This window comes from Nocardia paucivorans NBRC 100373 (assembly GCF_000308675.1).
In the GTDB taxonomy this organism is placed as follows: domain Bacteria; phylum Actinomycetota; class Actinomycetes; order Mycobacteriales; family Mycobacteriaceae; genus Nocardia; species Nocardia paucivorans.
This window is the reverse complement of record NZ_BAGE01000002.1, coordinates 28,818-41,535: the sequence shown is the minus strand read 5'-3', so window position 1 is coordinate 41,535 and position 12,718 is coordinate 28,818. Positions and strand designations below refer to the sequence as shown.

Here is a 12,718-nt window from a genome sequence, read left to right as displayed (position 1 = left end):
CGGTCAGCCGTCCCGGCCGGCCGGGGACGCCGGTCCGTATGCCACCGGGGTGGTCTTGGCTCCGCTGCGCACCGCCTCGCGGATCTGCTCCACATTCTCCCGCAGCAGGTCCGACACCAATTCGTCGGTGCGCGGATCGGCGAGCACCTGGAAAACGATCCGGAACACGGTATCGGCGATGAGCCGGATGATGTCGTCGTGGAAGGGTATGTAGCGTACCCGGCCGACCTGAGGATCCTTCTTGATCATCTCCAGGATCATTTCGTCCAGCTCGTTGCGGTTCTCCTGCAACGCCGTGGCGATATTGCGGGTGTAGTGGCCGGTGCGCAGCACATCGGCGACCTCGTCCATCACCGCGATGGTCACCGGACGTTTGATGATGTCCACAATGGTGCCCACCGACCGGTTGACCACGGCGGCGGTCACTCGGTCACCGAACACCCGATCCGCCACCCGGGCCAGCCGAACCAGGATCACCACGATCCGCAACAAACGGAACGCGCGGAAGAAGGGGCTGGTCACCGGGATCATGCCGAGCACTTCGTACCAGTAGACGAACGGGAAGCTCCACGGCCACCCGGCCCGATGCCACCGCCACAGGAACTCCATCGCGAACACCGCGCAGGTCGCGTAGTCGACGAGCATGATCACCCGATATGTCTCGGGCGACACCTCGAAGAACGTGATCCAGCAGACCAGCACGACGGAGACGATGGCCAGCGCCAACATCAGAAAATCCGTCCACAGCGCCGGCGGCTTCCGGGGGAAACTTCCCCGATCGGAGGTAGTGCTGGTGTCGCCCACCGTGGGCGGCGCTGATACCACGTGCGAATCCCTTCAATGCCGATCGGTATCGCCGACCCTAATACCGGGAAAGCGCGACGACCCGAAAATGTGCCGCCTTTCCGGCATATCGGGCCGCTACCGTCCCTCGCGACGGACCGCCTCGATATTGCGTTCGGCGATCGCGGTGATGGTGAGTGAGGGATTGACCGTCGCGGTGCTGCCCGGAATCAGAGCGCCGTCCACCACGTACAGGCCGGGGTGCCCGTGCACACGGCCGTACCCGTCGGTGACCTTGCCCAGCACCGCCCCGCCCAGTGGGTGGGCGGTGAACACGGCGTTGGCGTCGTAACCCAGGGCGCCGTACTCGGCGAGCGCGCCGGCGCGTTCGGCGATCCGGTGGTCCACGGCGCGGGCCGCGGCCACAACCCGATCCTGGGTCGCGGGCGACCAGGCCAATCCCACGCCGCCCGTTGCCTGGTCGTAGCCGAATTTCGCGCGGGTGGGGTCGAGCACCATGCCCAGTGAGCCCAGGGCACCGGTCTCGAACGGGATACCGGGGATGTACCAGTTCTCCAAGGTGACCGGCACATCGCCGTCGTCGAAGATTCGGCTGGCGCTCGGCACCCCCTGTCCGAACCCGGCGACCGAGCTGGCGCCGCGAGCCAACACCACATCACCATTGGTGCCCCAGCCGGCGCCGGTGTGTTCGTTGAGGTTCGGCAAGGTGCCCGTGGCCTGGGCCCGCACCAGCAGCTCCGAGGTGCCGACGGAACCGGCGCCGAGGAACAGCCGGTCGCAGGTGAGGGTTCGGGTATCCAGTACCGCGCCGGTGGGATGGAGTTTCGTCACCGTCACCGCGAAACGTCCGCCCGATTCCTGGGCGATGGCGTCGACCCGATGTCCGGGGTACACGGTGCAGCGGCCCGTGTCCTGCGCGTACTTCAGGTAGTTCTGGTTCAGGTCGAACTTCGCGCCGTTGGAGTTGCCCAGATTGCTGCGGCCCACCGTGGCGGAGGGGCGGGTGGTGCCCGCCAGCTCACCCCGAAGCACATCCCAGTTGAAGATGGAATCGTTCGGGACCGGGGTATAGCCGGCCCGACGCACCTGGTCGTCCCAGGCGCGGGAGTGGGTGAACGGCTGTGAGGCGTAGATATCCGGCGGCATGGTGTCCAGGCGCAGCATCTGTCGGACCCGCGGGTAGTACACCCGCTCCAGTTCGCCGTAGTCGATCACGCCACCGAAGACGTGGTCGAACAACGCACGTTCCGGAGCGATCATCGCCCCGCTGAAGATCACCGATCCGCCGCCGACGGCCGCGGCGCGCCAGACATCGATACCCGAGTACCGGGTGCAGTCCAGCACCCCGCCGAAATCGGCGAACGACATCGGTACCTTGGTCACCCCGGTGAAGCTGGTGGTGTGCCAGAAACCGCGACCGTCCGGCAGGTCGTCGCCGGTGAAGATCTCCCGCCAGGGATCGTTGGGCCAGCGGGAACCACGTTCGAGCACGGTGGTGGCCACCCCCGCCTCGGCCAACCGCAGCGCGGCGACCGAAGCACCGAACCCCGAGCCCACCACAATGGCCTCGGTGTGCTCCGGTGGATCCGGGATCGGTTGGAAGATCTCCGGTACCCACTGCCGGAACAGCTCGTTCCAGACCAGATCGGCACCGGCTCGCGGCGTTCCGGTACGCGGTGTCCCGATCACCGACCCCGTCACTCCGAGCAGGGCGGCCGCCCCCACCGTTTTCCAGAAGGAACGTCTGTCCACCCCGGTATAACCTTTCTCACACACCTTTCGGCCGAGGGATCCTACCGATATTTCTGGCATCGTGACGGGCAACTGTGTTACCCATCACCCGATACCGGCCCATATCTCGTCTCTCGCCTCGGTCGACGGATTGCCTTCCGACCCAATGGGTCAGGCGCTCAACAGGCTAGGCGAAAACGAGTCGGATCACCGCGATGACCCCCACCACCACGATGACCGCCCGCAGTGCATTCGGCGGCAGCCTGCGGCCGATGGTGGCGCCGAGCTGACCGCCGATCACCGAACCGACCGCGATCAACCCGACAACGGGCCAGGCGATATCGGCGATCACGATGAAGATAACCGCCGAGACGGCGTTCGCCAGCAGCGCGAGAACATTCTTCACCCCGTTGAGACGCTGGATGTCCTCATGGACGAAAACACCGAGCAGTCCCAGCAGCAGCACCCCCTGGGCGGCGCCGAAGTACCCACCATAGATGCCGGTGCCGAAAACCGTCGCCCACAGCACCGGTCCACCGTGTGCGGGTGCGGGACCGCTGTCGCGTCGCTGCTTCACCCACGCCGACAAACGCGGCTGGAGCACCACCAGGACCAGCGCGATGCAGATCAGCACCGGGACGATTGCCGCGAACGCGCCCTCGGGCAGGGTCAACAGCGCGGCGGCCCCGGTGATCGCGCCGAGCAGTGTGGCGCTGCCCAACCGCAGGAGCCGGGCCCGCTGCCCGGCCAGCTCGCGGCGATAGCCGATCGCCCCGCTCAACGATCCCGGGACCAGGCCGACCGTATTCGATACATTCGCGGTCACCGGCGGATAACCGATCGCCAACAGAACGGGAAAGGTGATGAGGGTGCCGGAACCGACGACGGTGTTGATCCCGCCCGCGGCGATCCCCGCGCCGAGAACGGCCAGTACTTCCAGCCACGTCATGGATATTTCCTTCGATCTTCCCGGCTCGTCCGCGCGATATCTCGCCGGTTCGGCACCGGTACGCACAATCCTGACCAGCGATGCTGCCGGCTGCCCGTAATCGGGTCGGCCCCGGACCGTCCGTCGGCACGTTCCCGAGGAGAAGGTAGAATCGCACAGGTCATGCAGCGGGCACTTCTTCTCGGCCGCCGCGACGGGGTCTGATCAGGCCGGCTTCCCGTCGCGGGGTTCCGCCACGCCGGTCGACCCGCATACGCCGACACTCTCACCCACGGAGAACCGAATGTCACCCGCTGACGCCTTCGTTTCCAACACGCGCACCATCACCGCGCCCGCCAAGCCCGCCCCGGCCGACCAGCCGGCGTGGAACAAACAGAAGAATTCGGCCATGCCGGTCTTCCGCTACCGACCGTTCGCGGAAGAAGTGGAACCGATCACTCTCCCGGACCGCACCTGGCCGGACAAGGTCATCGATCGCGCACCGGCGTGGTGCGCGGTGGACCTGCGCGACGGAAACCAGGCTCTGATCGACCCGATGAGCCCCGCCCGCAAGCGTCGGATGTTCGACCTGCTGGTGCGGATGGGCTACAAGGAGATCGAGGTCGGCTTCCCCTCGGCCAGCCAGACCGACTACAACTTCGTACGGGAGATCATCGAAGAGGGAGCCATCCCCGACGATGTCACCATCCAGGTCCTGACCCAGTGCCGTCCGGAACTGATCGAGCGCACCTTCGAGGCCTGCTCGGGTGCGGCGAACGTGATCGTGCACTTCTACAACTCCACCTCCATCCTGCAGCGACGGGTGGTGTTCCGGGCCGACCGCGAGGCCGTCAAGAAGATCGCCACCGACGCCGCGAAACTGTGCCTGGAGATCGAGAAGCGCCACCCGGAGACCAACTGGCGTTACGAGTACAGCCCGGAGTCGTACACCGGCACCGAGCTGGTGTATGCCAAGGAGGTGTGTGACGCGGTCTCCGAGATCATCGCGCCCACCCCCGACAAGCCCCTGATCATCAATCTGCCCGCCACGGTCGAGATGGCGACGCCGAACGTGTACGCCGACTCCATCGAGTGGATGCACCGCAATCTGGCCCGGCGTGACTCCATCGTGCTGTCGCTGCATCCGCACAACGACCGCGGCACCGCCGTAGCCGCCGCCGAACTCGGTTACCAGGCCGGCGCCGACCGGATCGAGGGCTGTCTGTTCGGCAACGGTGAACGCACCGGCAATGTCTGCCTGGTCACCCTGGGGATGAACCTGTTCTCCCGAGGGGTGGACCCGCAGATCAACTTCTCCGATATCGACGAGATCCGGCGCACCGTGGAGTACTGCAACCAGCTGCCGGTGCACGAGCGGCATCCCTATGGCGGCGACCTGGTGTACACGGCGTTCTCCGGCAGCCACCAGGACGCCATCAACAAGGGCCTGGACGCGATGAAGGCCACAGCCGATGCCGCGAACAGCGATATCGACGATATTCGGTGGGAGGTTCCGTACCTGCCCATCGACCCGAAGGACGTGGGCCGCACCTACGAGGCCGTGATCCGGGTCAACTCGCAGTCCGGTAAGGGTGGCGTGGCCTACATCATGAAAACCGATCACGGTCTGGTACTGCCGCGCCGACTGCAGATCGAGTTCTCCCAGGCCGTCCAGCGCATCACCGACGGTGAGGGCGGCGAGGTCACGCCCAAGGAGATGTGGGACGTCTTCGCCGATGAATACCTCAACCCGATCATTCCGCTGGAGCGGATCCGGCAGAAGGTGACCGCCTCGGAAACCGACGACGGCACCGACGCCATCACCGCGGTGGTCAAGATCAACGGGGTCGAGCACGAGGTCTCCGGCACCGGGAACGGACCACTGGCCGCATTCGTGGACGCGATCTCGACGGTCGGCTTCCAGGTGGAGGTACTCGACTACTCCGAGCACGCCCTGTCGGCCGGCGACGACGCCAAAGCCGCCGCGTATGTCGAGTGCGCAATCGGCGACAAGGTCGTCTGGGGGGTGGGTATCGCCACCTCGATCACCACCGCCTCGCTGCGTGCCGTGGTCTCCGCGGTCAACCGCGCCGCCCACTGAACCGAATCATCGCAACCGAAAGGCCCGCCGATTCCTCGGTGGGCCTTTCGGTCCCACCACACGGCTACCGGTTCCGGCCCCGCTTACCAGCAAGGGTGAGAAGGGGCCATACCTGCTAGCGTGGGTCTCAACTCCAGCCGCCGAGCATTCTGCTCGAACACCCGAGCAGATGGGGGAACCTGTGACAAGTAACGACCACGACCCGACCTCTCCGCCCTGGCTGCAGAGTCCTCCGGTGGACGCCGGTGAGGTCACCGTCGAACCCGAGGGCCCGCAGCAGGCCGACGCATCGGGTGTGGCCGGGGAACAACAGCCTCAGGCAACCGAATCGTCGGCCGATACCGGCGCCTCGTCTCCCGCTGCGGACAGCAACGGCATGCCGGAAGGCGCCGACGGCGACGGATTCACCGCGCCCCTGAACAATGCGTTCGAGGCCGGGCCCGGTGAAGGCGCGCCGGAACTGCAACCGGTCGGCGCCGCCCCCTACGGTTCGTCTCCTGTGGAAGGGCAGTTCATCATGCCCGAGCCCGGTCGGGTCGAGACCGAGGGCGCGGAGCAGTCCGCCGCGCCCGGCAGCGGACAATTCCCCCAGCCCGATCCCGCACAACCCGATCCCGCACAATACGGCGCACCGGGAACCGAACAACCCCTCCCCCACGCCAGTGGACAGTTCCCCCAGCCCGATCCGGCCCAGTTCATCGGCCCGGGCGGCCAATACGCGCCTCCCGGCGCCGGGTACTGTCCTCCCGGGGTGCAGCCGGGAGGACAGTATTTCGTTCCCGGTGAACAACCCATATCGCCGGTTGGGCCGTACGGTCCGCCCGATGGTGGGCCCCACAACCCACCCACCGGGCAGTACGGCGATCCCAACGGCCTGTACGCCCCGCCTCCCGGTCCCGCCGGCCCGCCCGCGGATCCGGCCCCCGGAGCGAACGGCGAGGCGGGCGGTTACCCGTCGACGCCCGGCGACGCCTCGCCCGGTCCGCAGCCCGAATCCGAGCGGTCCGACAGTGCGATCTACAGTTGGGCTCCCCCACCGGTGTCGCCACCTCCGGCCTATCAACCGCCGCCCCCTCCCACCGGGCCGGCCGGCGGTCAATACCCGTCCGGTTCCTGGAACACCAGCGCGTATCAGCCGCCGAATCCGCCCGCCGGACCCCCTGGCCCTCCCGCCGGACCTCAACCGCCGCAACAACAACAGCAACAGCAGGTCCAGCAGTACCAACAGCAACCCCACCAACCGCCGCAGCCGCAGAACCCACCGCAGCCGGGGCAGGGGATCAACGACCTGAACCTGTTGCGGCGAACCCGCCGGGCACCCCGCAGCGGATGGCGCCGGGCCGTGCACAAGGTATCGCGCGGTGTCATCAATCCCGGCGAGTCCGCGGCCGATATCGTCTACCGCGACCTGGTCGAACGGGTGAACCAGCCGGTACGTGGTGACTACCGGATCGCGATTCTGTCGCTCAAGGGTGGTGTCGGCAAGACCACGACGACAGTCGGACTCGGCTCGACCTTCGCGTCACTGCGCGGCGACCGGGTTATCGCCATCGACGCCAACCCCGACCTGGGCACCCTCGCCCACCGGGTGCCGCGGCAGACCCGCTCGACGGTCCGCAACCTGTTGGAGGATCAGCACATCACGCGGTATTCGGATGTGCGCGCTCACACCTCACAGGCGCCCAGCCGGCTGGAAGTGCTCGCCAGTGAACAGGATCCGGCGGTTTCGGAGGCGTTCAGCGAGGCCGATTACCGCAAGGCCATCAGCATTCTGCAGTCGTTCTACAACATCATCCTCACCGACTGCGGTACCGGATTGATGCATTCGGCGATGTCCGGGGTGCTCGATATGGCCAGTTCCCTGGTGTTGGTGACCTCACCGGCCATCGACGGCGCCCGCAGCGCCTCGGCCACCCTGGACTGGCTCGACCACCACGGTTACGGGAAGCTGGTGGAGCGCACGGTGGTGGTGGTCAACGCCTCGCGGCGCGGGTCGTCGACGATCAATATCGATAATCTGCGCAAACTGTTCCTGGACCGGACCCGAGCGGTGCAGGTGGTGCCCTTCGACGATCACCTCGCCGAGGGCGCCGAGATCGACCTGGAGTTGGTGGGCAAACCCACGCGCCGCGCCCTGCTCGAGCTGGCCGCCATGGTCGCCGACGATTTCGCCTACGCCGACGGTGGCAACGGAAGGGACAACGGTCCGCAGCAGTACGGAGACGTGCCCTACTACCGATGAACCGCCCGCCCACCGGTGAATCGCCCGTGCGGAACATCACCGCAACAGGCGAACATTAGACTGCGCGGCGTGGCAGACATATCGGTGCGCGGACGGATCGCGCTGCGGCTGGCAGCAGCCGCCGCATGGGCGTCGCAGAAGGCGGGACGGGGCAAAGGGTCCATGATCGGGGGGTTGATCGCCCTGAAGATCGACCCCACGATCATGGACCAGTTGGGGCGAGGTCGGCGCACGGTGCTCATCACCGGCACCAACGGCAAATCGACCACCACCCGAATGACCACCGCGGCATTGAGCACCCTCGGCGAGGTCGCCACCCAGGCCGACGGCGCCAATATGGACGCCGGTATCGTCTCCGCGCTGAATGTGCACCGGGATGCGCCGCTGGCCGCGATCGAGGTCGACGAACTGCACCTGCCACATGTCACCGATTCGCTGAACCCGGCCGCGGTGGTGCTGCTCAACCTGAGCCGCGATCAGCTGGACCGGGTCGGCGAGATCAATATGATCGAGCGTCGTCTGCGGGCGGGATTGGCCCGACACCCCGATACGGTTGTCGTCGCCAACTGCGACGACGTCCTGGTCACCTCCATCGCCTACGACCATCCGAATGTGGTGTGGGTCGCGGCGGGCAGTGGCTGGGCGATCGATGCCACCAGCTGCCCGCGCAGCGGGGAACCCATTCTCTGGGAGGACGAGGACTGGCACAGCACCGGCGCCGATTTCCGTCGCCCACAACCGGACTGGTGGCTCGACGGCGACAAGCTGTGCGGTCCCGACGGGGTGCGTCTCCCGCTGCGGCCGGCCCTGCCCGGTCGGGCGAACCGGGGTAATGCCGCCCAGGCCGTCGCCGCCGCGGTGGCCATGGGTGCCTCCGCCGAGGAGGCATGTGCCGCGACGGGGACGGTCCGTGAGATCGCAGGCCGCTACCGGACCGTGCAACTCGGCAAGCACACGGCCCGGCTGCTGCTGGCCAAGAACCCGGCCGGTTGGCAGGAAGCACTATCGATGATCGACCCGACCGCGGCGGGCCTGGTGATCGCGGTGAACGGCCAGGTGCCCGACGGTGAGGATCTGTCCTGGTTGTGGGATGTGCGATTCGAGCACTTCGAAGGCGTACAGGTGGTCGCCGCCGGGGAGCGGGCCACCGACCTGGCCGTGCGGCTGACCTACGCCGGGGTCGAACACATCACGGTGCCGAATCCGCTGCGCGCCATAGCGTCCTGCCCGTCCGGACGGGTCGAGGTGCTGGCCAATTACACCGCGTTCCGCGATCTGAATCGGGACCTGGAGGCCCGGGCGGACCGAAAGGACACAACTTCATGAGCGAATCAACCGTCCGGATCGGGCTGGTACTGCCCGATGTGATGGGGACCTATGGGGACGGCGGCAATGCGCTGGTGCTGCGGCAGCGGCTGCGGATGCGCGGTATCGATGCCGAGATCGTCGAGATCACACTGCCCGATCCGGTTCCGGAGTCACTGGACATCTACACCCTGGGCGGCGCCGAGGATTCGGCGCAACGATTGGCCACCCGACATCTACAGCGGTATCCCGGTCTGCAACGAGCTGCCGGACGCGGCGCTCCGGTACTCGCGATCTGCGCGGCCATCCAAGTACTCGGGCACTGGTACGAAACGTCCGGCGGGGAGCGGGTCGACGGGGTGGGGCTGCTCGATGCCACCACGTCCCCGCAGGAACGGCGCGCCATCGGCGAGGTGGCCACAACACCGCTGCTGCCGGGTCTGAGCGCACCGCTCACCGGTTTCGAGAACCACCGCGGCGGCACCACCATCGGACCCGACGCCCAGGGCCTGGCCCGGGTCACCCGAGGGGTCGGCAACGGGGTGGGCGACGGCCTGGAAGGGGTGGCCCAGGGGTCGGTGCTGGGCACCTATATGCACGGCCCGGCGCTGGCCCGCAATCCGGAGCTGGCCGATTATCTGCTCATCCGGGCCCTTGGCGTCGATCACCTCGAGCCGCTGGATCTGCCCGAGGTCGACCAACTCCGCCGCGAACGTCTGCGGGCCTGACCCGAACCGAGCCGCCCGGTTCACGGCCCATGGGTGCGCGGGCGCGGAGAGATCCCGGGCGGCCCGTAGGCTGACCGGGTGAGCTACGACCACATCCTGCTGCCGTCCGGTGTCGCGTCCACCTCCGTGGAGGTGGACGCCTATCTGACGGCCCAGCGGGGGCGGCCGGAGACCGACGAGGTGGCGGCCATCGCGGCGGAGGTGAACGCGCGCAACGCCGAACTGCCGGAGGAGGACAGTTTCCTCAGCACGGCTCCCATAGGCGGCATCCCGACCGGCTCGACGCTGTATGTGCCCAGCCCGTACGACGCCATCGGCTTTGCCCGGGCACTGCTGTTCGACCTCGCGACCCCCCGTGACTACGCCCTCTACGATCCGCAGCTGGCCTGGCTGATCGATCCGACCGACCACATACCGCTCACCGTCACCCTGGGCGGGGCAGGCGAGTTCCCCTACCTCACCAAGGCCCTGGCCGGACTCTGGGTACGGGAGTTGGCCGATCCGAACCCGTATCTGATCGCCGAACGCGCCGAACAGGTCTATATCCAGACCTACCGCCTGACCGAGGATCAATTCGCCCTGGAGTACCGCGACGGCGGCCCCGACCGGCACTTCGGTACAACCGTGACGGGGGCCGATACGGTCGCGGCATTGATCTGGGATTGGGCCACCGGTGACCGCACCCGGCTCGACGCCCTGGCGTGGAGCCGACCGGAGCTGTAGCCGCCGGCGGCTACACGGCTAGAGCGCGCGCCGGCCCGATAGCGCCCGGCCCAGCGTCAGTTCGTCGGCGAATTCCAGGTCACCGCCCATCGGCAGGCCCGAGGCCGGCCGGGTGACGGTGAGACCGGGAAAATCGCGCAACATCCGCACCAGATAGGTGGCGGTCGCTTCACCCTCGGTGTTCGGGTCGGTGGCGATGATCACCTCGGTGACATCGACGCCATCGGCCTGGTTGCCGATCCGTGCCAGTAGCTCCCGAATCCGCAACTGGTCCGGACCGACGCCGCTGAGCGGGTCGAGCGCACCACCGAGTACGTGGTAGCGGCCGTGGAACTCCCGGGTGCGCTCGATCGCCTGCACATCTTTGGGTTCCTCGACCACGCAGATCATGGTGCGGTCACGCCGCGGATCGGCGCAGATACGGCAGAGCTCCCCTTCGGCGACCGTGCCGCACAGCGCGCAGAACCGTACCCCGTCTCGCACCTTCTGCAGTACCGCCTGCAACCGGTCGATTTCCGGCGGTTCCACCTGCAACAGGTGAAACGCGATCCGCTGCGCACTCTTGGGACCGACACCGGGCAGTTTGCCCAACTCGTCGATCAGATCCTGGACCGGGCCCTCGTACACCTGCGGCGCTCCGACCGGTCAGAAACCGGGCAGGCCCGGCACACCGCCACCGGCCAGCGGGCCGAGTCGCTCGGCCGCCAACCGCTGCACATTGGCCATGGCGTCGTTGAACGCGCCCGCCACGAGATCCTGCAGCGTCTCCACATCCTCGGGATCGACGACCTTCGGGTCGATGGTCAGCGACACCACCTCACCGTCGGCCTTGACCGTCACCTCGACCAGTCCATTGCCCGCCTGGCCGGTGACCTCGGCCTCGGCGAGTTCGGCCTGCGCCGCCATCACCTGCTCCTGCATCTGCTGGGCCTGCCGGAGCAACTGCTGCATATCGAACTGACCGTCTGGCTGCACGGTATTCCTCTCTGCGGGGTGTCGTCACAGTTCAGCCTAGACCTCATGAGACCGCCGTATCCGATACCCGCGTCGCCTAGGATTGATTCGATCGGCGAAGGCGGTAGGGCCGGGGCCGGAGTAGTGGTATGTGGAGTAGAACAATCAGAAGAGCACGACTGCTCGGCGCGTTGATCGCGGCGTTCGCCGCATTCCCGAGCGCCGCCGTGGCAACCGCAGCACCCCAGCAGATCACCGACTACGGCGACGGATGTGTTATCGATCCGAACGACCGCGCCGCCACCGTCGACTCGTTACGCTTCCGCTGCACGACCGAGCAGCAGGACGCCATTTATGTCGCCGCCGCGGCCGGGGCGGTGCCGGCCGGGGTGAAGAACGGCTGGGTCGCCCGTCCGCCGATCATGCAGCAGATAGCGCCGCCATTGTGGATCGGCAAAACCTTCTACACCGGCTACAACGGGCCGAACAGCGGCGGTTATCTGATGAACCGCCTCACCGGCGCCGGTTTGGAGGCCTGGGGCGCCAATGTCTATCTCGGTCCGAGCCCGCTCGACGGCGAGCCGGCCTGGATACTCGACTACGCCCCATCGCCGAGCCCGCAGTTACTGGACGAGATTCGGGAGATCTCGCCGGGGGTGTGGCTCGGTTACTCCTGGTGGCGTGGAGCGTTTCAGACACCGCTGTTGTTGACGTTCGTTCTGGCCTGAGACATTCCGGCGGCGGCTTTTCCCTCGGTCGACCTGTCGGTGTGGTGGTGCATGATGCGAATCGTCACAGCCCGACCATCGACAGGATGTCCACCCATGGCACCCACACTCGAGTGCATCACCTTCGATTGCGCGAACGCCGCGGCCCTCGCCGACTTCTATGCCGAGCTACTCGATATGCCGGTGGACGAAGGGGCGAACGAGTTCTACGCGAGTATCGGACGTTCGAACGGACACGGCCCCGGCCTCATGTTCTTGCAGGTGCCCGAGCGCACCCCCGGCAAGAACGCGGTTCATCTGGATCTGGCGGCCGCCGACCTGCCCGCGGAGGTGGAGCGGGCGGTCGCGCTGGGAGCGAAACATATCGGGGATTTCCACGAGTTCGGCATTCGCTGGAGCACCCTGGCCGACCCCGAGGGCAATCTGTTCGATATCGCCGCGTCCGAGGACTGATCGAGGACCGAGCCGGCCGGA

At 67.1% G+C, this 12,718-nt stretch carries 12 protein-coding genes; 7 read left to right on the top strand and 5 right to left on the bottom strand.

Annotated features, from left to right (window positions below; translation table 11 throughout):
- Nucleotides 1-3: 3 nt before the first annotated feature.
- From ON32_RS01155 to ON32_RS01145, 3 genes are all read right to left on the bottom strand, one after another.
- Nucleotides 4-825: an ion transporter gene (locus ON32_RS01155; RefSeq protein WP_245550744.1), complete on the bottom strand. Its 822-nt coding sequence runs from the start codon at nucleotides 823-825 to the stop codon at nucleotides 4-6.
- Nucleotides 826-921: 96 nt separating this feature from the next.
- Nucleotides 922-2,556, bottom strand: coding sequence for a GMC oxidoreductase (locus tag ON32_RS01150; RefSeq protein WP_040788078.1), 1,635 nt, complete (start codon nucleotides 2,554-2,556; stop codon nucleotides 922-924).
- 166 nt (nucleotides 2,557-2,722) lie between these two features.
- Nucleotides 2,723-3,484, bottom strand: coding sequence for a sulfite exporter TauE/SafE family protein (locus ON32_RS01145; RefSeq protein WP_040788027.1), 762 nt, complete (start codon nucleotides 3,482-3,484; stop codon nucleotides 2,723-2,725).
- Between the two features lie 283 nt (nucleotides 3,485-3,767).
- On the opposite strand from ON32_RS01145, the gene leuA reads away from it, so the two are divergent.
- The 5 genes from leuA (at nucleotide 3,768) to ON32_RS01120 (ending at nucleotide 10,562) form a co-directional block, all read left to right on the top strand.
- A complete protein-coding gene (gene leuA / locus ON32_RS01140) occupies nucleotides 3,768-5,564 on the top strand; it encodes a 2-isopropylmalate synthase (RefSeq protein WP_040788025.1) in 1,797 nt (598 codons plus the stop codon).
- A 517-nt stretch (nucleotides 5,565-6,081) separates the two neighbouring features.
- A complete protein-coding gene (locus ON32_RS01135; RefSeq protein WP_083873851.1) occupies nucleotides 6,082-7,806 on the top strand; it encodes a MinD/ParA family ATP-binding protein in 1,725 nt (574 codons plus the stop codon).
- Between the two features lie 69 nt (nucleotides 7,807-7,875).
- Entirely contained in the window at nucleotides 7,876-9,132 is a 1,257-nt protein-coding gene (locus ON32_RS01130; protein WP_040788023.1) for a MurT ligase domain-containing protein, read from the top strand.
- On the top strand, nucleotides 9,129-9,839 hold the full coding sequence (locus tag ON32_RS01125; protein ID WP_040788022.1) for a type 1 glutamine amidotransferase: 711 nt from the start codon (nucleotides 9,129-9,131) through the stop codon (nucleotides 9,837-9,839). The genes ON32_RS01130 and ON32_RS01125 overlap by 4 nt, the downstream gene beginning before the upstream one ends.
- A gap of 78 nt (nucleotides 9,840-9,917) precedes the next feature.
- Nucleotides 9,918-10,562, top strand: coding sequence for a hypothetical protein (locus tag ON32_RS01120; protein ID WP_040788021.1), 645 nt, complete (start codon nucleotides 9,918-9,920; stop codon nucleotides 10,560-10,562).
- 18 nt (nucleotides 10,563-10,580) lie between these two features.
- Here the strand turns inward: ON32_RS01120 and recR are convergent, their stop codons facing one another.
- Nucleotides 10,581-11,189: a recombination mediator RecR gene (recR, locus tag ON32_RS01115; RefSeq protein ID WP_040788019.1), complete on the bottom strand. Its 609-nt coding sequence runs from the start codon at nucleotides 11,187-11,189 to the stop codon at nucleotides 10,581-10,583.
- Between the two features lie 18 nt (nucleotides 11,190-11,207).
- Nucleotides 11,208-11,537: a YbaB/EbfC family nucleoid-associated protein gene (locus tag ON32_RS01110; RefSeq protein ID WP_083873841.1), complete on the bottom strand. Its 330-nt coding sequence runs from the start codon at nucleotides 11,535-11,537 to the stop codon at nucleotides 11,208-11,210.
- A gap of 128 nt (nucleotides 11,538-11,665) precedes the next feature.
- Here ON32_RS01110 and ON32_RS01105 point away from each other — a divergent pair, with 128 nt between their 5' ends.
- Together ON32_RS01105 and ON32_RS01100 are read left to right on the top strand one after the other, a co-directional pair.
- On the top strand, nucleotides 11,666-12,244 hold the full coding sequence (locus ON32_RS01105; protein WP_040788015.1) for a hypothetical protein: 579 nt from the start codon (nucleotides 11,666-11,668) through the stop codon (nucleotides 12,242-12,244).
- Nucleotides 12,245-12,340: 96 nt separating this feature from the next.
- The gene (locus ON32_RS01100; RefSeq protein ID WP_040788014.1) at nucleotides 12,341-12,697 is read left to right on the top strand and encodes a VOC family protein; all 357 of its coding nucleotides are present in this window, start codon (nucleotides 12,341-12,343) and stop codon (nucleotides 12,695-12,697) included.
- Nucleotides 12,698-12,718 lie beyond the last annotated feature (21 nt).

Bases quoted from the DNA above. Each gene is read 5' to 3' on its own strand.
- ON32_RS01145 (WP_040788027.1), bottom strand. From the start codon at position 3,484: ATGACGTGGCTGGAAGTACTGGCCGTTCTCGGCGCGGGGATCGCCGCG.
- leuA (WP_040788025.1), top strand. From the start codon at position 3,768: ATGTCACCCGCTGACGCCTTCGTTTCCAACACGCGCACCATCACCGCG.
- ON32_RS01135 (WP_083873851.1), top strand. From the start codon at position 6,082: ATGCCCGAGCCCGGTCGGGTCGAGACCGAGGGCGCGGAGCAGTCCGCC.
- ON32_RS01125 (WP_040788022.1), top strand. From the start codon at position 9,129: ATGAGCGAATCAACCGTCCGGATCGGGCTGGTACTGCCCGATGTGATG.
- ON32_RS01105 (WP_040788015.1), top strand. From the start codon at position 11,666: ATGTGGAGTAGAACAATCAGAAGAGCACGACTGCTCGGCGCGTTGATC.
- ON32_RS01100 (WP_040788014.1), top strand. From the start codon at position 12,341: ATGGCACCCACACTCGAGTGCATCACCTTCGATTGCGCGAACGCCGCG.